The 23,277-nt window shown below is 71.3% G+C and carries 24 protein-coding genes; 10 read left to right on the forward strand and 14 right to left on the reverse strand.

What is annotated here, in order from left to right:
• Positions 1-12: 12 nt before the first annotated feature.
• From OHA84_RS30185 to OHA84_RS30200, 4 genes are all read right to left on the reverse strand, one after another.
• Positions 13-1,128, reverse strand: coding sequence for an aliphatic sulfonate ABC transporter substrate-binding protein (locus tag OHA84_RS30185; RefSeq protein WP_266968826.1), 1,116 nt, complete (start codon positions 1,126-1,128; stop codon positions 13-15).
• A gap of 336 nt (positions 1,129-1,464) precedes the next feature.
• Positions 1,465-1,650, reverse strand: a complete 186-nt coding sequence (locus OHA84_RS30190) for a putative leader peptide (RefSeq protein WP_351920999.1) — start codon at positions 1,648-1,650, stop codon at positions 1,465-1,467.
• Positions 1,651-1,699: 49 nt separating this feature from the next.
• Positions 1,700-2,158 (reverse strand): Rrf2 family transcriptional regulator, encoded by a 459-nt coding sequence (locus OHA84_RS30195; protein WP_266952318.1) that lies wholly within the window; start codon positions 2,156-2,158, stop codon positions 1,700-1,702.
• 137 nt (positions 2,159-2,295) lie between these two features.
• Positions 2,296-3,498: an acyl-CoA dehydrogenase gene (locus OHA84_RS30200; RefSeq protein WP_266968824.1), complete on the reverse strand. Its 1,203-nt coding sequence runs from the start codon at positions 3,496-3,498 to the stop codon at positions 2,296-2,298.
• Positions 3,499-4,363: 865 nt separating this feature from the next.
• On the opposite strand from OHA84_RS30200, the gene OHA84_RS30205 reads away from it, so the two are divergent.
• From OHA84_RS30205 to OHA84_RS30235, 7 genes are all read left to right on the forward strand, one after another.
• Entirely contained in the window at positions 4,364-4,915 is a 552-nt protein-coding gene (locus OHA84_RS30205; protein WP_266952322.1) for a winged helix-turn-helix domain-containing protein, read from the forward strand.
• 193 nt (positions 4,916-5,108) lie between these two features.
• The gene (locus tag OHA84_RS30210) at positions 5,109-6,389 is read left to right on the forward strand and encodes a peptide ligase PGM1-related protein (protein ID WP_053677348.1); all 1,281 of its coding nucleotides are present in this window, start codon (positions 5,109-5,111) and stop codon (positions 6,387-6,389) included.
• Positions 6,390-6,556: 167 nt separating this feature from the next.
• Positions 6,557-7,618 carry an acyl-CoA desaturase gene (locus OHA84_RS30215; protein WP_078998751.1) on the forward strand — a complete coding sequence of 354 codons (1,062 nt, stop codon included), beginning with the start codon at positions 6,557-6,559 and terminating at the stop codon, positions 7,616-7,618.
• A 329-nt stretch (positions 7,619-7,947) separates the two neighbouring features.
• Positions 7,948-8,118, forward strand: a complete 171-nt coding sequence (locus OHA84_RS30220; RefSeq protein WP_159041349.1) for a hypothetical protein — start codon at positions 7,948-7,950, stop codon at positions 8,116-8,118.
• Positions 8,115-8,381, forward strand: coding sequence for a DUF4235 domain-containing protein (locus OHA84_RS30225; protein ID WP_053677353.1), 267 nt, complete (start codon positions 8,115-8,117; stop codon positions 8,379-8,381). The genes OHA84_RS30220 and OHA84_RS30225 overlap by 4 nt, the downstream gene beginning before the upstream one ends.
• Positions 8,382-8,989: 608 nt before the next feature.
• Entirely contained in the window at positions 8,990-9,673 is a 684-nt protein-coding gene (locus OHA84_RS30230; protein WP_053677123.1) for a HemK2/MTQ2 family protein methyltransferase, read from the forward strand.
• Positions 9,674-9,818: 145 nt separating this feature from the next.
• Positions 9,819-10,307, forward strand: coding sequence for an SRPBCC family protein (locus tag OHA84_RS30235; RefSeq protein ID WP_266968819.1), 489 nt, complete (start codon positions 9,819-9,821; stop codon positions 10,305-10,307).
• 178 nt (positions 10,308-10,485) lie between these two features.
• On the opposite strand, the gene lysA is transcribed toward OHA84_RS30235, so the two are convergent.
• On the reverse strand, positions 10,486-11,820 hold the full coding sequence (lysA, locus tag OHA84_RS30240) for a diaminopimelate decarboxylase (RefSeq protein ID WP_266968817.1): 1,335 nt from the start codon (positions 11,818-11,820) through the stop codon (positions 10,486-10,488).
• Positions 11,821-11,830: 10 nt separating this feature from the next.
• On the reverse strand, positions 11,831-12,169 hold the full coding sequence (locus OHA84_RS30245; RefSeq protein ID WP_266952329.1) for an SAV_915 family protein: 339 nt from the start codon (positions 12,167-12,169) through the stop codon (positions 11,831-11,833).
• Between the two features lie 395 nt (positions 12,170-12,564).
• Here OHA84_RS30245 and OHA84_RS30250 point away from each other — a divergent pair, with 395 nt between their 5' ends.
• A complete protein-coding gene (locus OHA84_RS30250; RefSeq protein ID WP_266968815.1) occupies positions 12,565-13,914 on the forward strand; it encodes an NAD(P)/FAD-dependent oxidoreductase in 1,350 nt (449 codons plus the stop codon).
• Between the two features lie 176 nt (positions 13,915-14,090).
• Here OHA84_RS30250 and OHA84_RS30255 read toward each other — a convergent pair whose 3' ends face one another.
• The 8 genes from OHA84_RS30255 to OHA84_RS30290 all read right to left on the reverse strand — a co-directional run bounded on the left by OHA84_RS30255 (position 14,091) and on the right by OHA84_RS30290 (position 21,595).
• Complete coding sequence (locus tag OHA84_RS30255) at positions 14,091-15,251, reverse strand: tryptophan dimethylallyltransferase family protein (protein WP_266968813.1); 1,161 nt, start codon at positions 15,249-15,251, stop codon at positions 14,091-14,093.
• Between the two features lie 224 nt (positions 15,252-15,475).
• A complete protein-coding gene (locus OHA84_RS30260) occupies positions 15,476-16,825 on the reverse strand; it encodes a cytochrome P450 (RefSeq protein WP_053676155.1) in 1,350 nt (449 codons plus the stop codon).
• Positions 16,826-16,833: 8 nt separating this feature from the next.
• Positions 16,834-17,427, reverse strand: coding sequence for an ATP/GTP-binding protein (locus OHA84_RS30265; protein ID WP_053676156.1), 594 nt, complete (start codon positions 17,425-17,427; stop codon positions 16,834-16,836).
• Positions 17,402-17,779, reverse strand: a complete 378-nt coding sequence (locus tag OHA84_RS30270) for a DUF742 domain-containing protein (protein WP_234349891.1) — start codon at positions 17,777-17,779, stop codon at positions 17,402-17,404. The genes OHA84_RS30265 and OHA84_RS30270 overlap by 26 nt, the downstream gene beginning before the upstream one ends.
• Positions 17,776-18,177 carry a roadblock/LC7 domain-containing protein gene (locus OHA84_RS30275; RefSeq protein WP_266952332.1) on the reverse strand — a complete coding sequence of 134 codons (402 nt, stop codon included), beginning with the start codon at positions 18,175-18,177 and terminating at the stop codon, positions 17,776-17,778. The genes OHA84_RS30270 and OHA84_RS30275 overlap by 4 nt, the downstream gene beginning before the upstream one ends.
• Positions 18,174-19,355 (reverse strand): ATP-binding protein, encoded by a 1,182-nt coding sequence (locus tag OHA84_RS30280; RefSeq protein ID WP_266952333.1) that lies wholly within the window; start codon positions 19,353-19,355, stop codon positions 18,174-18,176. The genes OHA84_RS30275 and OHA84_RS30280 overlap by 4 nt, the downstream gene beginning before the upstream one ends.
• A gap of 480 nt (positions 19,356-19,835) precedes the next feature.
• The gene (locus tag OHA84_RS30285; protein WP_053676159.1) at positions 19,836-20,096 is read right to left on the reverse strand and encodes a hypothetical protein; all 261 of its coding nucleotides are present in this window, start codon (positions 20,094-20,096) and stop codon (positions 19,836-19,838) included.
• 74 nt (positions 20,097-20,170) lie between these two features.
• Positions 20,171-21,595, reverse strand: coding sequence for a glycosyltransferase 87 family protein (locus tag OHA84_RS30290; protein ID WP_266968810.1), 1,425 nt, complete (start codon positions 21,593-21,595; stop codon positions 20,171-20,173).
• A gap of 115 nt (positions 21,596-21,710) precedes the next feature.
• Between OHA84_RS30290 and OHA84_RS30295 the strand changes: the two genes are divergently transcribed.
• Together OHA84_RS30295 and OHA84_RS30300 are read left to right on the forward strand one after the other, a co-directional pair.
• Positions 21,711-22,853, forward strand: a complete 1,143-nt coding sequence (locus OHA84_RS30295; RefSeq protein WP_266968808.1) for a molybdopterin-dependent oxidoreductase — start codon at positions 21,711-21,713, stop codon at positions 22,851-22,853.
• Positions 22,853-23,257: a hypothetical protein gene (locus OHA84_RS30300; protein WP_053676161.1), complete on the forward strand. Its 405-nt coding sequence runs from the start codon at positions 22,853-22,855 to the stop codon at positions 23,255-23,257. Before OHA84_RS30295 ends, OHA84_RS30300 begins: the two co-directional genes overlap by 1 nt.
• Positions 23,258-23,277: the final 20 nt, after the last annotated feature.

Here is a 23,277-nt window from a genome sequence, read left to right on the forward strand (position 1 = left end):
GCCCCTGTGGGGTTACTTGGCGCCGAGGCCGGCGTCGGAGACCTCGGGCTTGCCGGCGGTCTTGAGGACCTTGTTGAGGAGTTTCAGGTCGTAGATGCCGGTGAGGTCGGGTTCCTGGATGAGCTTGGCTTTGACGGCCCAGTCGGATTCGGTCTTGAGGGTGCCGGCGAGGGGGTCGTCGGTGACGAGGATGCTCGGCCAGGCGGGGTCGATGACCTTGGCGTCGAGTGCCTTGCCGCTGAGGGTTTTGAGGGCGGCGTTGGCGGAGGCTTTGGCCTTGTCGGGGTTGGTGTTGATCCAGTCGTTGGTCTTGACGGTGCCGGTCAGGACGGCTTCGACGACGTCGGGGTGCTCTTTGAGGAACTTCTGGGACACGATGATGTTGGTGATGACGAACTTCTTGTCGGGCCAGAGGTCGGTTTCGTCGAGGAGGACCTTGGCGCCTTCGGAGACGAGTTTGGAGGCGGTGGGTTCGGGGACCCAGGCGCCGTCGATGGAGCCTTGTTTGTAGGCGTCGGGGGTGACCTTGTTGTCGGTGCGGACGACGGAGACGTCGCCCTTGCCGGATTCGGGGTCGACGTTCCAGCCCTTGGTGTCGATCCAGTTGAGGAAGGCGACGTCTTGGGTGTTGCCCTTTTGGGGGGTGGCGATCTTCTTGCCCTTGATGTCGTCGAGGGTTTTGATCTTGTCGGGGTTGACGACGAGCTTGACGCCGCCGGAGGCGGAGCCGGAGATGATGCGCAGGTTGGTGCTCTTGGATTTGACGTAGCCGTTGATGGAGGGGGAGGGGCCGATGAAGCCGATGTCGAGGGAGCCGCCGTTGAGGGCTTCGATTTCGGAGGGGCCGGCGTTGAAGGTCTGCGGCTTGATGGTGGTGGTGCCGAGTTCCTTGGCGATGAGGCCTTCGTGGATGCCGACGAGGGCGGTGGCGTGGGTGAGGTTGGGGAAGTAGCCGATGCGGACCTCGGGGGCGGAGAGCTTCTTGCCCTCGGCGCCGGCGGGTGCGGGCTTGTCGGCGGACTTGTCCTTATCGGCGTCCGAGCCGTAACCGCAGGCGGTGAGCAGCAGGGGAAGCGCGGCCGTGACGGCGATGGCGCGCAGGGCGGTGAGCGGTCTTGCAGCAGACACGGAAGTGTCCTTTCACGTCATGGAGTTCAGAGAGGAACGGACGTACGGGGAAGTGCGGGGGCGGAGACGGGCGACGCGAGCCGTGGGCACGCACGGCATCGCACCGCTCCCGGCCTCGGAGGCGGGTCGCGGTCGGGGGACGGGCAGCGGGCGGGTGCGGGATGCCCCGGGAGCGGAAGTGCGGCCCACGCGTCGCACACGTGAGGGCGAAGGCGCCCGAGCGCTGAGACCGACCGGGCGGGACCGCCCGGCCGGCGGCGAGCCGATCCGCACGTGGGGGCGGGCCAGTGGACCGGCCCAGTGGACCGGCCCTGCGGATCGGGCCTGTGGAAGGTGTCAGGCAGGCTGACAGATGGCGCTGGAGGTACGGACCAGGTCGATGTGTCGACGGGAGGTCAGGGGCGACCCACGGCGTGCGTGATGCGGTGTTCGCACGGCCACCTCCCTGATTTCCTGGTTTTCCCACCGGGTTGGTAGGCATATTGGCAGACGGCACCACCCGCCCCAAGAGGTTGACCACATACTGGACGCCGCAATCTCGCGATGCGAGAAAGCGCAGGTGGGTCGAGGGTCAGGGATTGGTCCAGGCCTCGGGGGTGCGGGCCAGCGCGGAGACGTCGGCGGGCAGTTGGGACGACGCGACGTCGGCGAGCGACACGCCGTCGAGGATCTCGCGCACGTTGGCCCGCAACGCGATCCACAGGGGCAGGAGTGCCTCGGCCGGGCCGGTGTAGGACAGGTCCGGCGGGCGGACCCCGCGCACCGAGACGAGTGGTCCGTCCACGACGCGGATGACATCGGCGATGCTGATGGACTCGGCGGGCTTGGCCAGGCGGTATCCGCCGTTGCCGCCGCGCCGGCTGAGCACGAGGCCGCCCCGGCGCATGTCGTTCAGGATGCCTTCGAGGAATTTGTGCGGGATGTCCTGGGCTTCGGCGATGGCCTCCGCTTTCAGTGGCCCGTCATCCTGTGACCCGGCGAGCTGTAGTGCGGCACGTACCGCGTAGTCCGCCCTGGCTGAGATCCGCATACCGGCATTATCCCGTACAGCGCCGGTCGGCGTCCCCGGCCGATGTCCCGGGGCGATGTCCGGCGCCGCGGGCCGCCGGCCGGGACGCGTGTCCACGTCGGGTGGTGGTGGACACGGGTCCCGCACGGGGCCGGCGGTCAGTGGAAGGTCGCCGCCACCGCGCGGTGGGAGCCGTTGAGGTAGTGCTCCCCGATCGAGCGCAGGCGGTGCGCGGCGGGGTGGTGGGCGGTCAGGACCCGCGCGTTGCGCCAGAAGCGGTCCAGGCCGGGGGCGTCCGCGAGTTCCAGCACCCGCGCGGTGATGTGCAGGGCGGCCTTCGACGTCACCGTCTCGGCCGTGGCGACCAGGGCCGAGACGCCCGCGGCTTCCTCGTCGTCGAGCCGGCCGCCCGTGTCGAGGGCCTGCGCCGTCATCTCCGTCGCCCGGTCGACCACGGCGGTGGCGGTCTGGGCGGCGGTGGCGAGTTCCCCGTACGTCAGGAAGAGGTCCGGGTCCGTACCGGGCAGCCGGTACGCACGGCCGCCCCTGCTGAGGTCGCGTGCCTCGCTGAGCGCGCCCTCGACGATGCCCAGGCCGACGTGGCACAGGGCGAGCCGGAGCGCCGGCTCGGCCAGCGAGGTGAAGGGCGCGGTCGACTCCTCGTCGTCCGGCCGGCGGCCGAGTACCTGGCCGGGCGGGATGGTGACCCGGTCGAGGATCACCTCGCCCGCGCCGCCGACGCGCTGCCCGAGGCGGTCGTGGGCGGGTTCGACGGTCACGCCCCGCGCGCCGGGCGGGATCAGTACGGTCAGGACGTCACCGGTCGCGGCGCAGCGGGCGTCGACCACGATCTGGTCGGCGACGGCGACCGCCGTGTCCACGAACCGACACCCGTTCAGGACGTGGCCGTTGTCGCGCGGCCTCAGCGTGAGGTCCTGTCCGTCGGTGTCGTCGTCGGGCGCGATGCCGCGGAACGCACCCGTCCACAGCCACTGCGCCCGCGCCGACTCCTCTTCGAGCGCGTCCGCGTGGGGCCGACTCGCGTGGAAGCGGCCGCTCCAGGAGTGGACGTAGTGGCGGGCGAGCACCTCGCCGACGGAGCTGTCCGCCGAGGCGACCCTCCGAATGACGGCGCATCCCGTGCGCCAGTCCGTCCCGCGCTCCGGCGTCGGCGGCGTGAGGGCCGCGAGCAGGCCGGCCTCGCGCAGTCGGGCCACCTCGTCGGTCGGCGGCCTGCCCGCCTGGTCGCGGGCGAGGGCGTCCGCCGCGAGGTCGTCCGCCACATCGCGGGTGGTGCGTACAAGTGCCCGGCGCCGCTCGGCGGCGGTTGTGCGGTCGAGGGTGCTCGGTGTCGTCGGCACGGGCGTCACCGACAGGCCCGGGCGCCGCCGCGTGGCGCTGGGCGGACGGCGGTGCCATGGGGGACGGCAGTGGTCATGTCGGCTACTCCGGAGCGTTGTCGGGTGGCGTCGGCCGGTGGGGCGGGGAAGGTGGGGGAGCGGCGCGAGGGGTGGGGCGCGGGCGGGAGTCGGTCGCGACGGGGCGGCTGGTGGTCCAGTCGCGCTCCGGCCTGGCGGGGGTCACCCGCGGCGGCTGTCAGATGCGGGGTGCCGGGCCCGGTGAGCGCCTGCGGCACCGACGTGTGGAGGGGCGGCACGTCACCGAAATTCCCACCTTTCCCATCGGATTGCTAGGGATACTCGCCCGAAGTGGCCTTCCAGGCAAGGCTTGACCGAATGATGGACAGCGTCGTCTCGGATTGAAAGACGGTGGCGGGTGGGTCGCGCCGGTGTCCGGGGCGGCCCGGGCCCGGCGTCCGCGCCGGCCCGCCGACCGGGATCCTCATTTCCTATGCAATCAGTAGGAAAGTATTGACGCACGCCGGTCGAGCACCTCACGATGTGACCATGCCCCCGTCGCAGCCGTTGCTCGTACGCCGCAGGCACGTTGACTTCCGTCTCGTCGCCGGCGCGGTCTGCCGACCCTTCTAGGGCTTTCCGTCAGGGCACTTCACGTGACGCGCGCCGACCTCTCGGCTGCCGCTCTCCCGCTGTGCGCACGCCTTCCCTCCCCGATCCGGCAGTCGACTCCGGCTCGCCGTGACGCCGTGGTCGCCCGGCCTGCGGCGACCCCGTCCCCGCGGGTCGAAGCAGCCGCGCACGTACCCCTGACGCGGCCGAACTCCCGGTATCCGTAACCCACTCCGAGCAGCCGAAGGGGCTCATCGTGACCACCGCGCCTCCCGCACCCTCCGCCCACCGTTCCCCGACCTCCCGCCTCCAACTGGTCGGCGGCCGTCCGCCCGGCACCCCTGTCGACGGGACCGTCGACGGCCGCGTCGGATACCTCGTGTTCCTGCCGGCGGACGTCGACCCGGCTGCGCTGATGAGATCGCACGGCATCCGCCCTGAGGGCCGGCCCCTCGAACCCGCGAGCCCTCCGGCTCCCGAGTCGGAACCGGTGCCCCGCCACGAACGGGTTCACACCGACGGTGCCATCCGGATCGACCCGGCCCGTCGGCTGGTCGAGGTCGACGGGCGCGAACTGGAACTCACGTACATGGAGTTCGCCCTCCTGGCCCACCTGGTGACCCACCCGAACACGGTGCACACCCGCGACGCCCTCATCTCGGGCATCTGGGGCTACGGGCGCATCGGCGACGGCCGCACCGTCGACGTCCACATCGCCCGACTGCGCGGCAAGCTCGGCCCCGCCCACCGGGGCCGCATCTCCACGGTGCGCCGCGTGGGCTACAGGTACGTGCCCGCTCACCGGTAGCCCCCCGCGCCGGAACGAGGATCCCTCCGTACGAGATGAGTCGAATGGGTGTGCGGGGAGGTCGAGGTCCCGCCGGGGCCGGGTCGTGGCTCGCAAGGGTGAGGGGACGCGCCCACGCGTCTCGGACCGGCCGGCGCGGGTAGCAGTGGAACAGGCGACGGAAGAGGAGCGGCGATGAATGAGGCGGGTCCGGATGAGTGAGGCGGGTCCGTTCGTCGTTTTCGCGAACTTCCTCTCGGACCTGGCGGTCGATCTCGGCGAGGGGCACGTGCTGACGCGGTGGGCACAGCAGGCGCCGCGGAAGGCGTGGTTGCTGCGGCCCGGGGACGTACTCGTCACCCCGGTGCCCCTGAGCGGGGAGTTCCTGCGGTACGTGGGCGACCTCACGGGGGTGCCCCCGGAGACGGTCACGGTCGTCGAGGTACCCCCGTCCGGCGCCGTCCCCCTGGCGCGGGCGGTGCGCGAGGCCGGACTCGCCGAACACGTCCGGGCTCTCGCCGCCGACCGCGGGGCGGCACTGTTGCCGACGGCGCTCGACGCTTCGGCGATCACGTTCGCCCGGGACCTCGGCCTCACGGTGCACCCCTACCCGACGGTCGACGCCGCGGCGGCCGCCCTGAAGACGACCATGCTCCTCAACACCAAGGCCGGCTTCCGCGAGGCGGCCGACCACCTGGGGATGCGGCTGCCGACAGGACGGGTGTGCCGGCGCCCCGAGACGGAGGGCGTCGTCCGCGAGCTCCTGGAGAGCCACGAACGCGTCGTGGTCAAGCCCGACCGGTCCGCGGGAGGGCATGGTCTGCGCTTCGTGTCCCGCGAGGACCTGCGGGGCGGGGCGGCCCTGGAACTCGACACCGTCGGCGGCCCCGAGGGCACGTGGGTGGTGGAGGAATGCCTCGACGTGGTCGAGTCGGTGAGCATCCAACTGGAGACCACCGCATCCGGGACACACACCCTGTTCAGCGGCGCGATGCGTACCACCGACGGATCCTTCACGGGATACCTCTCCCCGCTGCCGCCGTCCTCGGCACATCCGGCCGAGGAACTGGAGAAGTGGGGGACGGCCCTGGGCCGCCATCTGGCCGACCACGGCTACGCCGGGCCGTTCGGAGTCGACGCGCTGGTGAACGCGGACGGTGAGGCGTACGCGAGCGAGAGCAACATCCGCCGTACCGCCACCACGACCCCGCACGCCATGGTCACCCGCCTGACGGCGGCATCGCCCGTCACCCGTCCGGCCTGGTCGGTGGCCACGGGACGGACGCGTCGCCCCTTCGGCTTCGAGGCGGCCCTCGACCGGGTGCGCGAACACCGCCTCGCCTTCGACCCGGCGAGCGGCGAGGGCGTCGTCCTCTACGCGGACGCTCCGCCCGACGGCCGCTCCTGGCGGTACGCGGTGATCGCCGAAAGCGCGGGGGACGTGGCGGAACGGGAAGCCGCGCTGGCCGACGCCCTCGACTTCGAGGGCCGCTGACCCCCGCGCGAGGCCCCGCGAGACCCGGGGAATGCCGCGGGATCCCGGGCGTCGCCTTCCGCGCGGGAAACCGCACGTCAACTCCACGAATGCGGGTAGGCGCAGTGGACAGAGCCGCCGGTGCGCCGGTTTCGGCATCGACGGACAACGGAAAGTGACTTCTGATCATGAATTCGCAGCAGAGGGTGCGTCCTCCGCCCGAGCCGGGGGCGCCCACCCCGGGAGGGACGGGGAGCGATTTCGCCCGGCTCTCCAGGAAGATCCAGGCAGCCGGACTGATGGCCCGACGCCCCGGCTACTACACGCTCCGCATCGCCACCGTGACAGGCCTCTACGGCTTGGGCTGGGTGGCGTTCGTGTTGGTCGGCGACAGCTGGTGGACACTCGTCGTCGCCGCCTTCCTCGCCTTCGTGTTCGGTCAGGTCGCACTTCTGGCCCACGACGTCGCACATCGGCAGGTCTTCCGCCTGCGCAAGGCCGGCGAAGTGTCCGGGCGCCTCGCCGGGAACCTCGGCATCGGCATGGGGTACGGCTGGTGGCAGGACAAGCACACCCGACACCACGCCAATCCGAACCACGAGGATCTCGATCCCGACCTCGATCCCGACATCCTCGTCTGGACACAGGACCAGGCGCGCGCCGCGAAGGGGCTGCCGCGGCTCCTGGGCCGCTCCCAGGCGCTCCTGTTCTTCCCGCTGCTCACGCTGGAAGGGTTCAACCTGCACGTGTCCGGACTCCGGTCGCTCGCCGACAAGTCCCTCAGGAACCGGGCCTGGGAGGGCGCCCTCCTCATCGGCCACATCGCGGCCTATCTCGGAGCACTGTTCCTGGTGCTTCCGCCCGGCAAGGCGATCGTGTTCCTGCTCGTCCACCAGTGCCTCTTCGGCGTCTACCTCGGTTCGATCTTCGCCCCGAACCACAAGGGCATGCCGACCCTGCGGGGAACGGACCGCCCCGACTTCCTGCGCCGCCAGGTGCTGACCTCGCGCGACGTGCGCGGCGGCCTGTTCACCGACATCGTTCTCGGCGGCCTGAACTACCAGATCGAGCACCACCTCTTCCCCAGCATGCCCAGCCCGCACCTGCGCAGGGCCCAGGCCATCGTGCGCGGTCACTGCCAGGAGCTCGGCGTCAGCCACCTGGAGACCGGCCTGATCGAGTCCTACCGGCAGACCCTGGCCAGCCTCCACCACGCGGGCGCCCCCATCCGGGAGGCCCGCACCGCCTGACGGCCCCGGCGTCGTCACCTTACGTGTCCGCATGGAGCCCCATTCGCTGCCGGGCCGATTCCATTCCCCTGCCGGATTCTCCGCCCCGGGCGGGTGCCCGGTCATTTGTCGGGTAGGCGTGTCACAACGACGATGTGCGCGTCCTTCGAGAAACGACTTCCGACAGGAAAAGCCACCGCTTGCGTTTTCTCGCGTCGGCTGTCCATTCCCGGAGGATCGCCGCCGGTGCAGGGAAAGAGGCGGATCGCACGATTCGACCTTCCTTTCCCGAGCAGGGCCATCGACAGCGTCGAGGCCGATCCGGCCGAGAATGAGGAGAAGGTCCACCGATGACGAAAAACCGCCGAAACGATGTCGGCACGCCCACGCCGGTGGAGCCGCGCGACCCGGCCGAGCGCCCGCCCTCGGCGCCCGACGGCCGGACGCCACTGCTCGCCGTCGGCGGGGCGGCCCCGTTGGCCCTCCTGCTGGTGTGCCGCGGCCGGGGGCACCGGCGATGAAGGCGGCCACCCTCGCCTACAAGCCGGTGGGGCTGGCTCTGGGCGCCGCCGGCGGCATGATCGCGGGCGCCCTGTTCCGGCAGATCTGGAAGCTCGTCGAAGGTGACGGGGACGCCCCCAACGCCACGGACGAGGAACGGACCTGGCGGCAGATCCTCATCGCCGCCGCCATCCAGGGTGCCATCTTCGCCGTGGTCAAAGCCGCGGTCGACCGCTCGGGCGCCGTGGCCGCCCGGCGCCTCACGGGGACCTGGCCGGGCTGAGCGCGGCGGTGTCGACCCGTGCGGCGGGACGGGCCCGCGCCCGATCGACCGGCTCGTGTGACCTCACGTCGTTCAAACGCGTGGCGCCGCGGGACGGCGCCCGATTCTTTCGATTCCTTCGACGAATTCGAGAAAAGGAGCATTCGGTGACCAGCGGCCGATCAGTCCGCCCGACCATGTCCACCCCCACCCCCATACCCCGGGAACGCCCCGATCAGCAGGCCACAGGTCCCGACCGCCTGGACATCGCCACGATGATCGAACACGCACAGCGCAGGCCTCGGCGGACGTCCTCTCCCGAGGAGCCCGGTCGCGAATGACAAACCGGGCGCCAAAGCCCCGTGAATCGTGACCGGCACGATTCCCGCGCTTTCGTGCACCGGGAGCCCCGACGTGCTCGATGCACCGAAAACATGGGGATCGGGACGACCGATCGGCCGAATGTCCGTCTGATCCTCCGAAGATCGACGCGATTCGGGTGAAGCGCTCCAACCAGGGAAGCCGCACCATGTCGCGCAATCCAGCGGCCCATTCCCGGGCCGCGTTCGAACCGGAGGTATGCGGTGCCCAGTACCGCTCTGTCCTTGGTTTCGCTGCCCGCCGGGCTGATGGCCCTGCCCGGTGTCTACCCACCGCAGGCGGACACCGGGCTGCTCGGCGACGCACTCGCCCGCGAGGACATCGGGCCCCGCACGGAGGTTCTGGAGATCGGCACGGGCACCGGGATGCTGGCGCTGCACGCCGCGTCCAGAGGAGCCCGGGTCACGGCGGTCGACGTCTCCCGAGCCGCCGTGACCACGGCACGACTGAACGCCTGGCGCCACCGGCTCCCGCTGCGCGTCCTGCACGGAGACTTCCAGGCCCGTACGGCGGGGCGCCGCTTCGACCTGGTCGTCACGAACCCGCCGTACGTCCCGGCCCCGGGCGACCGGCTCCCCTCGCGCGGCCCGGAGCGGGCTTGGGACGCCGGTCCCGACGGGCGCCGCGTCATCGACCGGATCTGCGCGGGCGCCCCGGCCCTGCTGCGTCCCGGCGGCGTCCTGCTGATGGTGCACTCGGGGATGTGCGGGGCCGAGGAAACCATCTCCCGACTGGCCGGCGTGGGGCTGGCCGCCGAGGCCACGGCCCGGGCCTCCGTGCCGTGGGGGCCCGTCCTGCGCTCGCGACGCTCCTGGCTGGAGCGGCGGGGCCTGGCGGCCGAAGCCGAGGAGTGGGAGGAACTGGTGGTCATCCGCGCCCGGCGGCCCGGTGACGACGCGACCGCTCGCACGAACGGTGGGACGATGGCGTGAGCGGAGGCGCCGGCACGAGTGCACCGCGCGTGGGGGTGTCATCGCCCGAGCGCCCTCCCGAGACAGGCAGCAGGCCGGGCCGGGAAGAAGCAGCCATCACGCGGTGTGGAGACGCACCATCCGTTCCGGCAGAGGGACTTCACCCATGGCCGTCCGCAATCAACTCGTCCATCGCCCCCCGCACGCGGTGTGGGCGGTACTCGCCGACCCGAACCGCTACGAGGACTGGGTGGTGGGCCCGTCGCAGTCCACGCCCCTCGACCGGACCTGGCCCGAGGTCGGCTCCCGTCTGCGCTACACCCTGCGGCTCGGCCCCTGGTCGACCGAAGGGGTCACCACGGTCCGGTACGCCGAGCCCGGCAGGGAACTGGAACTGGAAGCCTCGTTCGATCCCCTCGGCACGGCGAGGATCTTCCTTCAACTCAGGCCGTGGGGCGAGGAAACCCTGGTCATCTGCGACGAGCATCCCTTGCGCGGCCTGGGCGGCACCCTGCACAACCCCGCCGTCGAAGCCCTGATCCAGCTCCGCCACCGAGGGATGCTGGCCCGCCTGGCCAGGCTCGTGGAACAGGACCCCGTCGCCGGGCAGGACTCCGTCGCGGACCAGCACCGGCCGAGGACCCGCGGTGCCTGACGCCGTGGTGATCGACGCGGGCCCCGGCGGGCTCGTGGCCGCGAACCTCCTGGTCGACGCCGGCCGACGTGGAGGTCCGACGGCGGTCCCGACGACATCACCGGCCACCAGGACCGCCGCGAGCACGAACCGATGACCGCCCGACCGCACAGGGCCCGACCGCACGGGGCAGGACGGTCTAGCCGCCGATGTCCCGGCGGCGGAAGTCGGCCAGGGTCTCGCGCCGCACGAGCAGCCGGGCCGTGCCGTCGCCGACCGCGACGACCGGCGGCCGGCCGACCATGTTGTAGCCGGAGGCCATCGACAGTTGGTAGGCGCCCGCGACCGGGACGGCCAGCAGGTCGCCGGGGTGGACGTCCCCGGGCAGTTCCACGTCCGCCGCGAGGATGTCGCCCGCCTCGCAGTGCCGGCCCACGACGGTGGTCGTTCGCCCCTGTGCGGTGGAGCGGCGGCCGACGAGCCGGGGAGCGTACCGGACCCCGTACAGGGCCGGCCTGGGGTTGTCGCTCATGCCACCGTCCACGGCGACGAACACCCGATCGTCGGCGTGTTTGACGGCGAGCACCCGATAGAGCGCCACACCGGCCGGACCGATCACCGCCCGGCCCGGCTCGATGGCGAGCCGGGGGACGGTCAGTCCCGCCGCCGCGCAACCCGCCGCCAACTCGCCGCGCAGTCGCCGGGCCAGGGCGGTGAGGTCCAGCGCGGGTTCACCCGGACGGTAGGCGATGCCGTGGCCCCCACCCATGTCCAACTCGGGCAGCACCACGCCGTGCGCGTCGCGGATGTCGGCCATCAGGTCCACCATGCGGCGTACGGCCGTCGCGTACGGCCCGACTTCGGTGATCTGCGAGCCGATGTGGCAGTGCAGGCCGGTCAGTTCGAGCTGCGGTTGGCCCAGGATTCGGGCGACGACACGTTGCGCCGAGCCGTCGGCGGGGGACAGGCCGAACTTCTGGCCTTCCGTGCCGGTGCGGATCTTCTCGTGGCCGCCGGCCGAGATGCCCGGCACCACCCGCACCATCACCCGTTGGAAGCCCCCCGTCCCCACGGCGGCGGCCAACCGCGCCACCTCGGACGGGCTGTCGATGACGATCCGGCCCACGCCCAGCCGTAGCGCCGCTTCGATGTCGTGCGGGGATTTCGCGTTGCCGTGCAGGACGACGCGGTCCGCCGGGAAGCCCGCCGTGACGGCGAGTTCGAGTTCGCCCGCCGAGCACACGTCCAGCCCGAGCCCCTCCTCGTCGACCCAGCGGACGACGGCCCGCGACAGGAACGCCTTGGCGGCGTACAGCACATCGGTGTCGGGGAACGCGTCCCGGTACGTACGACAGCGCGCCCGTACCTCGCCCTCGTCCAGCACGTACACCGGCGTGGCGAAACGGTCGGCCACCTCGGCCAGCGACACCCCGCCGACGGCGAGGCCACCGTGCGGGAGGCGGTGGGCCGAGGCCGGCCACACGGACAGGTCGTCCGCGTCCGCGGCGACCTCGGACAGAGCGGCAATGGTCATGGAGTCCCCCTCAGGCGCCGCGGACGGCGAGCCGGTCCGCTCGGTGGGTCGTCGGAACGGCCGCGGGAGCCGACAGCGTCGGATCGACGGTGATCAGTCGCGCTCCGAGCGGCGCGCACAGCTCGCGCAGCAGGGACTCCGACAGCGGGACGTACGCCTGGTTCTCGCCGAGGGTCGCGGCCAACCGCTCCACAGCGGTGAAACCGACGGCGGTTCGCGTGCCCAGCGGAGTGCGGAACAGCCGGATGGCCACCCCCGCCCCGCCTCCCGGCCGGACGGGCACGTACAGCAGCCCGGCCGGGACCCGTTCCTCGGGCTCGGGGTCGTCGTCGTACCGGAACAGACACATGGGGCTCTCCCTGGGGAACCGCGAACGATGGATGACGCCCCGGGTGCCTCGCCGTGAGGTGCGACCGCTCGGGGCGTGTCATGGAAACCATCCCCGCTCGCGCCGCGTCCGTCCGGTCCCCTGACGCCACCTTGACGGGAGTCGGCCCACTCCATACACCTCACTGACGGCCGACGGGGCGCGGCGGACGCCCGTACACCGGGCAGGAGCCCGGGCCGGCGCGAACCGGTGCGCGGACCGCGACCGGATTGGGACGATCTTGAAATCTCAACTCCCTTGACCGCTGGGTAGGGTGAGGTCCCCGGGCCCCCGTGAGCTGCCGTGTTCCCCCGTGCCCGAGCGGGGCGCGCAGCGGTGGGGAACCCAACGCCCGGTACAAGGACGGATGGTGTTCTGTGGAGAGTTCCTGGGGCGGGGCGCGTGTCGGTGAGGTTCCCACCGCCGCGACGGTGTGCGTCATCGGTGCGGGACTGTCGGGGCTGGCGGCCGCACACGCTCTCTCGGTCAGGGGAGTGGACTTCGTCTGTCTGGAGAAGGCGCCGGACGTCGGAGGGATCTGGCGGCAGCCGGGAGCCGGCGAGCGGGGACCGGCCTACATGTCGCTGCACCTGAACAGTGCCAAACAGCTCACCGGTTACTCCGACTTCCCGATGCCGGCCGAACTGCCGCTCTACCCCGGACACCACGATGTCGCCCACTACCTGCGGTCGTTCGCCGAGTGGGCCGGCCTGCTGCCCCGTGTCGAGCTGCGGACCGAGGTCGTCTCCGTACGGCAGGACGACGACGGTGCCTGGACGGTCGTCAGTCGGGACGCGGACGGGGAGAGGACACGACGGCGCTTCACGCACGTGGTCGTCGGCTCGGGCCACAACACGGAGGCGGTGTTGCCGGACCCGCTGCCGCCGGGCTCCGAGTCCTTCACCGGTCGGATCCTCCACTCGATGGACTACCGCGACGGCGGCGACTTCGCCGGGCAGCGGGTCGTCGTCGTGGGGATGGGGGCATCCGGGGTGGACATCGCCGCGGACCTCTCCCGGCATGCCGAGCGGACCGACCTGTCCGTCCGCCGGGGACTGCACGTCGTGCCCAAGCAACTCTTCGGCATGTCGGTCGACCTGATCGCCGACGCTCCGTGGTGGAGCGAGATGTCGTTCCCCGAGCAGCGGCGCTTCGTCGAGCAGGCGCTGCGCGTGGCGCGGGGGAAGCTGTCGGACTACGGTCTGCCCGAACCCGACCACCCGGTCTTCTCCTCGGCCGTGACCATCTCGGACGAGATACTCAGCCGCATCCGGCACGGCGGGGTGATACCCAGGCCCGCGATCGGCTCCCTGGACGGCGACAGGGTGACCTTCACCGACGGAACCGAGGTGGCGGCGGACGCGATCGTCTACTGCACGGGATTCCGCATGGCCTTCCCCTTCCTGCCCGCCGGCTGTCCGGCGGGCCCCCGACAGGAGGCCGTCGAACTGTACAAGCGGGTCGTCGCGCCCGACCGCCCCGGCCTGTACTTCGTCGGATTGATCCGCCCCGTGGGCTCGATCACGCGCCTCGTGGAAGCCCAGGCGCGCTGGGTGGCCCGGATCGTCGACGGCGAGGCCTCCCTGCCGTCGACGGATGTCATGCGCGAGGAGATCGACGTGTACCTGAAGGCCATCGAGGCGCGTTACGGGCGGACCGAGGGCGCCTCCATCCAGGTGGACGTCGGCTCCTACCTGCGGGAACTGGACGCGTTGCAGGACGCCTGACCGGGCCGGACCGGGCCGGGCCGATCCGCACGACACGGCTTCCCACGCACGGCCTCCCACGCGGGGCGTCCCACGCGGGGCGTCGCACGACACCGATCCGCGGATCCGGTCGGTGACCACGGGGAGCGCCGCCGGCCCGGAGGCCCGGAGGCTCGCCGGCTCGCCGCCGAGCGGGCTCAGCGAGCGACCGCGGCCTCCACGGGTGGCGAGACGACCGGCGGCCTGACCTCGTACGCCTCCGAGGAGACGTAGACGGTCACCCGCGGCGGGCGACCGAGCTGGTGGGCGAGCCCCACGTAGGCGATGAGCCCCACCCCGTCGCGCAGATCCCGGGAGGTGGCGGCGGACAGCGACCGGACGAGCGGGGCGGTGTCCATGCCGTGGCGGCCGAGCACGGCCAGCGCCCGATCGAGGGCCTCGCCGTCGTGTCGGGCGTAGTCGCGGATCGGGACGTAGAGCGTGAAGCCGCTCGGCCGTCCGGTCGCCGTCTCGGTGAAGGCGTGGCAGGACTGGACGGGCCGCCGCCGCGGTCGCGCGATCCGCCCGTCCTCGACGTCGAGGTCGTCGAGGTCGGGGACGTGACCGGCCGCCATGCGGAAGAAGGTCGTGACCTCCGTCTCGCCGGGGCCGCCGTCCACGCGCGACAGGCCGGCCGCCTCCGCGGCCGTCAGGTCGTGGTGCGCGAGGTAGACCTTGACCCGGGGTTCCTCCCAGGAGCCCAGGTCCAAGGCGAAGAAGAGGTGACGGTCGCCCTGCGGTAACGCCGTGAACGCCTTCCGGTGGCCGAGGCGACGCAGGGCCTCGCGCACCGTCTCGGCGGAACGTTCCTGCCCGGATGCCGCCGGGTTCAGATACACCTTGATCTTGGGGATTCCGCCGGGGAGGAGTTCCAGCGCGCACCAGAGCGCCAGCGGACCCTGCGGATTCGGCGGGAAGAACAGGTCCTCCAGTTCGTCCAGCCGCTTCGTGTCGAATCCCCACCGCCCCGCCATCTCGCGGAACACCCGCAACCCGGTCCGCCCGTTCTCCGCCAGACTGCCGGCGCCGTACCCGGGCTCCAGCAGCACGCGCAGGGTCGGTTCGGCGTGCGCCACGAAGGAGAGCGAGAACTCCACCGGCGAGTGGTCGTCGGAGAGGAACGAGTGCTCGGGAGGCGGCAGGTCGAGTGACCGTTCCGCGACGGGGCCGAGCGCCGCGAGCAGTGTTCGCGCGTAGGACGCGGAGTCGGCGCCGTTCAACCCCGCGGCCTCGCAGAGCCGCAGGGCCTGTCTCGCCGCATGAGTACCGAGCGTTCCCCCGAGGGTCTCCCTCGGGGGAACAGTCCGTGGGGCGCTCACCGACCCTCCCCCCACCGACGGGAGCGCCCAAGAAGATACCCGCCTGGAGGGGCGGGTATCGAGGGTTCCCTGTTCGGTGAGGTGTTGCAGCACCGCGGCGTCGTCGGATATCTGGTCCACGACACCTCCCTTGCCTCGTAAGTGACATCGAACAACGCGATGCTCACTACCCTTGAGGAGGAACGCTCATGCGGCGGCGGGAGGACCGGTGGAAGTGGACTTGATCACCTGGTGAGCCAGTTGAGGAACTGGCTCCACTTGCCGCTGTGTTCACGTCGGTGACTCGCCACGCCCGGGTCCTGGCTCGTTGACGCCCCGGCGCGCGCCTGCGGCGCGCTCTCGCGGGCCGTCTCGAACGGCGTGAACCTGGTGGGCAGCGTGGCGAGGCCGCGGTTGAACGGACCCGGGCGCCACACCAGGCTGTCCTCCGGCACGGAGAGTTCGACGTCCGGGAGCCGGTTGAGGAGGTTCTCGATGGCGGTGACGGTGATCTGCCGGGCGGGCTCCTTCGACGGGCAGGCGTGGGGGCCCGCGCTCCAGGCCAGGTGGGCCCGGTTGCTGCCGGCCTGACGTGCGGCCGTCAGCGCCGGCCCGGTGTTGGCGGCCGCGAAACTGACCAGCATCAGATCGCCCGCCTGCACCTTCTGCCCGGCGAACTCCATGTCGGAGGACGGGTAGTGGGGTGCGAGGTTCTGCATGGGAGGGTTCTCCCACAACGTGTCGTCGAGGGCCTCGTCGATCAGGCCGCCCTTGTGGGCGTACGCGTCGTGGGTGAGCAGCCGGTGCAGGGTGTTGCCGATCAGGTTCCGCAGCGGTTCGTTGCCCGCCACCAACAGCAGGGCGAGCTGATGGACCATCTCCTCGTCGGTCAGCTTCGCCTCGTGCTGCATCAGCCACGAGGTGACGTCCTCGCCAGGCTTGGCACGCTTGAGCGCCACCAGTTCACCGACGGCCCCGTACAACACCTCGACGGCCCGCTCCGCGTTGACGCCGTCGAACATGCCGGTGATGCCGAACAGCACGCGGTCGCCGATGTCGGCGGGGCAGCCGAAGAGTTCGTTGAACACGAACAGCGGCAGCTGCTTGGCGTAATCGCCGAGCAGGTCGGCCGAGCCACGTGAACCGAACTGCGAGACAAGGTAGTTGGACACCTGTTCCGTGCTGCGCGCCAGCCTGCGCGAGTCGACGCGGCCCATGCTGTCCGTGATGGCCTGACGCAGCCGCAGGTGCTCGACGCCGTCGCTGAACATGCAGTTGGGGCGGTACGAGAGCACGGCCGCGACCGGGTTGTCCGGGCTGATCCGACCCTCGTTCAACTCCCGCCAGCGGCGGGCGTCCTTGCGGAAGGAACCGGAGTCCTGGAGCAGTTGCAGGGCCGTCGAGTAGTCGGTGACGAGGGTGGCCTCCACCCCGGGAGCGAGCTCCACGGGAGCGGTGGGCCCGTAGTGGCGCAGATAGGTGTAGTACGCCTGGGGATCGGCCGCGAACCCCGGTCCGTGCAGCGGCACCCGGCCGCCGACCTGGTGAGCGGGGCACCCGGGCGGGGGAACGGGTGCGGTGTGTTGAGCGTCCATGTCTGCTCCTAGCGAGCGCGGTCCAGCAAATAGCGGACGAGTGTGATCAATGCGTCGGCCGACGACTTGGGGTCGCGCGCGTCGCACGTGACGACCGGGGTGTCGTCGAGCAGGTCCAGCGCCTCGCGCAGGGCCCGTTCCGCGCGATCGGGCGTTCCGTCGAAGCGGTTGACGGCGATCGCGTAGTCGAGGCCGTACTGCTCGATCAGGTCGATCACGGCGAAGGAGTCCGCCAGTCTCTCGGGATCCACCAGCACCAGCGCGCCGAGCGCGCCACGTGCCATGTCCTCCCACATCTGTACGAACCGCAGCTGACCGGGGGTCCCGAACAGGTACAGCACCACGCGTTCGCTGATCGTCAGCCGGCCGAAGTCCATGGCCACCGTGGTGGTGGTCTTGGTTCGCACTCCCTTGAGGTCGTCGAACGACTCGCCGGCGCGGGTCATCGTCTCCTCGGTGGACAGCGGAGGGATCTCCGATATCGCGCCGATGAAGGTGGTCTTGCCCACGGCGAAGTGACCGACGACGAGGATCTTCACGGCCGTCTGCGTCGCTCCGTCGCGGACGTACGCCTGCTCAGCCAAACTTGGTGCGTAGACCATTCAGCACCTCCTCGAGGATGTGGCGGTCCGTGAGCGTGGCCCGCTGCACGGGAGGACGGGTGATCAGGTAGCCGCCCTCGGTGAGCGCGGCGAGGACGATCTTCACCACACCCATGGGCAGCCGTGTGTGCCCCGCGATCTCGGCGACCGAGAGGTAGCCCGCCGTACACAGGTCCAACAGGCCCTGCTCCTCGGGAGACAGCTGGGTCGGACGCTGCTGCCGGTCACCCGCGGCGGTGACCAGGGTGATGAGGGACAGGTGCTCCTCGTCGGGCAGGCCGCGTCCCTTGGTGATGACGTACGGACGCACTAATTCGGCGGCCTCCGGCTCCAGTTCGTCGAAGCCGTTCACGAGTGGACGCCGAGGTTCTCGCGGGGCGGCGTCGTCAAGGCCTTGCCCAACTGGCCGACGAGCTGCTGCATCCGGAAGGTGATGTCCTGCATGTCGACGTCCGGCGAGGCCGAGACGCCGAGGTAGGCGCCCTCCCCGGCGGAGATCAGGAAGACCCAGCCGCCGTCGAACTCGACCAGGGTCTGACGCCACTGCAGGTGGCCGCCGTCGACGAAGAACCCGAGCGAGCGGCTGAGGGACTGCACACCGCTCATCGCGGCGGCGACCGTGTCCGCGTTGTCCTTGTCGAAGTCCTTCGTCCGGGCCATCAGCAGGCCGTCGGCGGAGACCAGGACCGCGTGCAGCGCCCCGGGTATCTCCAGGGCGCTGTCCAGCATCCATGACAGATCGTTGTTCACGGGACCTCATGTCCTTCGCTGCTCGCATCACGTGTGCTGCTCGTCTGACCCGACGACGAGCCCGAGGGTGTGGCCCGTCCGTGGAGCGTGCCCCGCTGGAACGCGCCCATGATCGCCGCGGCTTCCGCGTCGGAGCGGGTCGCCGACGCCGCGCCCTGGGTGTTGCCGGGCACGATCGCCATCGGCCGCTTGCGGCTGCGCTTGGGCAGGCCGTCGACGGTCGAGGACGTGGCCACCGCGTACTCGGGGCCGCCGGGGTGTGCGGCCGACGCGGCGCCGGTCGGAGCCGGGGCCTTGCGCTCCGGCATGCCGGTGAGCAGTTCGTGCGGCAGGAGGAGAACGGCGCGGACGCCGCCGTACGGTGAGCTGGAGTCCACGGACACCTCGAAGCCGAATCGCTCGCAGAGCACGCCGATCACGGCGAAGCCGAACTGTGGAGGGTTGCCGAGCCCCGAGACGCCGGAGACCCGCTCGGTCGTCAGGAGTCTCACTGCCCTGGCGCGCTCCTCCTCGTTCATGCCGACGCCGGCATCGTCGACGACGATGCAAATGCCCTTGGGCACGGTGCGGATGTTGATTTCGACGACGGTGTCCGGGCTGGAATAGCTGGTGGCGTTGTCGAGCATCTCGGCGAGGGCCAGTGCCACGGGTTCGACGGCCCGGTGGGTGATGCCGAAGTCGACCTGCGAAAGGATCTCCACCCGCCGGAAATGGCGGATGCGTCCCTGTGCGCTGCGGACCACGTCATAGACCGAGGCGACGTCGCGCCGGCGCCCCAGCCAGCCGTCACAGAGCACGGCGATGGATTGCGCACGCCGCCCGAACTGCGAGTTCGTGTGGTCGATCTCCAGGAGGTCCTGGAGAATGACGGACTCGCCGTACTTGCTCTGGAGTCCGGAGATGACCGATTGCTGCTCGGCGGCAAGACCTTGGAGTGTCCGCATGGCGGACTTGAGGACGGATTTCGTCGCGTCCTGGGCCTGTTCTTTCTCGGCCTCGACGGATGTGGAGAAACTGTGCTCCAGTGCGGCGTAATGGTGTGTGAGTTCTTCGAACTCGTGTCTCAGGGCCCGGGTCGCTCTGCGCTGGCGAACAATGATGGCGCCGGCGCCGGCGATGGCGCCGACGACGGCGACAAAAAGGGCCCAGAGTACTGGGGTCTGTATGTAATACGTCATAAGACTCTCTTCAGGCGACTGACGGCCAGTTGCTGAATTCCGTCAAATGCGGGTGGACCGGCGGACCGCCCGTGCCGGGGGTTCTGCCCGGATGGTTCGCCGTGCTCGGAGATGTCGTTTTATGACCATCTGCCGCCCGCAAGTGCGATGATCGTATCACTGGGGGTGAACAGGTGATCGACCGTCAACAAGGGGCTTCTTGATGCCCATTGGCTCGATTCGATCGACCTCGCCGTACCTCGTTGAAGGGCGGGGAGCGCGCGACCCGGTGAGTGTGAGTTCGGGCGCGAGTTCGGTCCGGAATCAACTATTCCGGATTCTGTCGCTCGCGATGTGGCGGCTTTCCGGTCGCGGGATCGGCGCGGTCTTCTCCGGAGGACCGAGGATCTTCGAAGAACGGGAATTCCGGGCCGAACGGGGTTCCCGCGCGGGCGGTCCTCGCCGCCGGATCGTCCACCGACCGCGACAGCGCCCCAGGACTCAGGTTCGGCGGCCCCGGCCGACGGCGAAGGCGACGAGCACTCCGGCCAGGGCGGCCCACAGGACGCCCTCACCACCCGCCTGGATCCAGCCGACGAGGCCGAGGAGGACCGCGGTGCACACCCCCGCCGCGAGGGCCCGGGCATCACGGAGGAAGGTCCACTGGACGCGGCCCGCGCCGGGTTCCCTCAGCTCGGCGACGGCGGTCTTGACGACGAGTGCGGCCACCACGATCGCGACCACCACGAGGGTTGTCTCCACTCAGGCTCCCGAAGTCGGTTCCGCCCCGCCGGCCGGCCGGGGATCGGACGCGCCGATGGAGGTCAGGGGTTCCGTCACGGCCGGCGCCGACCGTCTCCTCCTCGTACAGGTGACGGTAGACCCTGTCCCGCCGCGACAGAAGTACGGCGCCGCAGCAGGGTGACGGCGAGGACCAGGGCGACCGCGGCGCCGTAGGCGACGTTGCTCAGCGCCGCCGCGTGGCCGAAGACCGGGGCCAGTACGTAGACGGCGGCGCCCGCGAGCGCCACGCCGAGCCATTCCCAGCGACCGTCCAGGGCCACGAGGGCGATCAGCAGCAGGGCGTACCAGGAGTACCCGGGAGTGAGGAGCGCGAAGGACCAGCCGACGACCGTCAGCGCCCCGCTCCAGGGCCGCCGAGGGTCCCCGCGCCACATCACGTGGACGCACACACCCGCCACGGCCACGAGCAGCACGGGCAACGCCCAGCCGTCGGGCAGTACCAGCCGCAGCAGCGAGTACCGGGACCCGGACGCCGGGTCCTCGTAACCCTCCTCCTGCACGTAGCCGCCGAGGTAGCCGAGGACGGAGCCGTGCGAGAGGAGGAGGTACGGCAGGTAGGAGAGGGCGGTGAAGGCCGCTGCGGGCAGGAGCACCACGGCCGCGTCCCGGATCCGGCGAACGCCCGACAGCGCGCCGGGCAGAACGATCGCGGGCAGCAACTTGGTGGCGACGGCGGCGCCCAGCAGCACCCCGCCGCCGGCCCGCCGCCCCGCCGCCCGGGAGGCGACGAGGCCGAGGCCGACGACCGCGAGGAGCGTGCCCAGCACGTCGACGTGCGCGTTGTTCACGGCCTCGACGGCCACGGCCGGACACCAGGCCCAGTACGCGGCCCGACGGAGGTCGCCGCCCCCGCGCCGCAGGATCGCGAGCAGCGCGCCGGTCACGCCGAGGGAGATCAGGGCGCCGCCGACCTGGAAGGCCTTGTGCCGGGCCCCCTGTGGCGACAACCGGTCGACGGCCAGGAAGTACGCCTCGGCGACGGGCGGGTAGATGGTGTGGACGCCCGGCCGGTTGATGCGCGTGCAGTGGGGCGCGGCGCCCGCGTGGGGGAGGGGGACGAGGTCCGGCCCGGTGCAGGCGGCCCCCGTGGGGAAGAGCCACGGGTCGCGCAGCCGCGCGAGCGCCGGATCCCGCGGCGCGTGGTCGTACGGCGGGATCCCGGCGGACTGGACGCGGCCGTCCCACGCGTAACGGTACGAGTCGGTACTCGTCCGGGGCGCCGCGACCAGCCCGGTCACGGTGACGGCGACCGCCCCGGCGAGGACCAGCGGCACCACGTGGTCGGCCCGGACCCGGCGCAGCGCCACCAGGGCGGCCGCGAACAACAGCCAGCAGACGGCGTACCGGGCGAACAGGCCGACGGGGTCGGTGAAGACACCGTCGTACCGCACGGTGAGGACGAGCGCCGTCACGAGGGCGGCGAGGGCGGCGGAGGCGAGGGCGGTACGCGGGTTCACAAGGCGCAAGCGTTCCAGGAAGGGCCCCTCCGACGGGCCCCGACGCCCCTGACGTCCGCGTTTCGTAAGGTGTTCAAGCCGCTCGCGCCCATGGCCGCGGGGGTGTGATGGAGACATGCGTTTCACTCTGCCCCCGGGCCCGCCGATCACCTTCAAGGCGCGGCTCCACGACGCCCGCACCGCGACCGCGATCGGCCGCTGGCTGGCCCTGACCTTCCTCGTCTGCTTCGCGACCGGTGTGCTGAGCCACTTCCTCCAACATCCGCCGGGGTGGCTCGCGGACCATCTGCCGAGCCGCCCGTACTGGGGCTATCGGCTGACCCAGGGCCTGCACGTGGTCTCGGGCATCGCCGCGATCCCGCTGCTGCTCGCGAAACTGTGGGCGGTGTACCCGCGCCTGTTCGCGTGGCCGCCGGTGCGGTCCGTGTCGCACGCGCTGGAGCGCCTGTCGGTGGCGGTACTGGTCGCGGCCGCCCTGTTCCAGCTCTTCACCGGCCTGTTGAACACGTTCCAGTGGTACCCGTGGCCGTTCAACTTCGTGCCCGTCCACTACGCCGTCGCCTGGGTCGTCATGGGCGCCCTGCTGCTGCACATCGCGGTGCAATGGCCGCGGATCCGGGACCACTTCACCCTCGATTCCCCCGGCACCCTGTCCCTGCCCGAGGCCGACGGACCGAACCGGCGCCAACTGCTGGTCGGGGTGGCCGCCGCGGTGGGAGCGGTCACGGTGACCACCGCCGGGCAGTCGGTGACCGGGCTCGGCCGCCTGGCGCTGTTCGCCCCGCACAGCCCCGCGTACGGAGTCCAGGGACTGCCGGTGAACCGTACGGCCGCCGCCGCGCGCGTCACCGAGGCCTCGCTCGTCGACTGGCACCTGACCGTCCACGGACCCCGCCCGTTCACCCTGACCCTGGAGGAACTCAACGCCCTGCCGCAGCACGAGGTGACGCTGCCCATCGCGTGCGTCGAGGGATGGAGCAAGTCGGCCCGCTGGACCGGGGTACGCGTCCGCGACCTGCTGGAACGGGCGGGAGGCGGCCCCGGCTCGCGCGCCCGGGTGGTGTCGCTGGAGGCGGCCGGCGCCTACCGGGTCATGGACATGGGACGCCTGTACGCGCAGGACCCCCTCACCTTGCTCGCCCTGCGACTGGGCGGCGAGGTGCTCTCCCTGGACCACGGCTACCCCGCCCGGATCATCGCCCCCAACCGGCCGGGCGTCCTGCAGACCAAATGGGTCGGCCGACTGGAGGTCGTGTGATGAGGTCCCGATACGTGCTGGGAGCCCTCGGACTCGCGTTGACGGCCTGGGGCGGGCTGCTCCTGGTCCGGCAACCCGAACCCTGGCGGATCGCCCTGTGGCTCGCGGGCGCCGTCGTGGTGCACGACGGGTTCCTCGCCCCGCTCGTGATGGCGGTCGCCGCCCTGACCGCGGCGGTCGGACTCCGCCTGCGGGGCGTCCCGCGCGCCGCCCTGATCGTCGCGGGTTCCCTCACCGCCATCGCCCTGCCCCCGCTGCTGCGCCCCGGGGCCGTCGCCAACGCGACCGTCCTGCCACTGGACTACCTGCGCAACTGGCTGCTGACCATGGCGGCGATCACCGTGCTCACCCTCCTGTACACGGGCACGCGCGCCGCCCTGCGCCGGACGGCCCGCCGGCACTGAACGCACCGAAGCCGCCCTCC

Origin of the sequence: Streptomyces sp. NBC_00513, assembly GCF_041431415.1 — a bacterium.
Classification (GTDB): Bacteria; Actinomycetota; Actinomycetes; order Streptomycetales; family Streptomycetaceae; genus Streptomyces.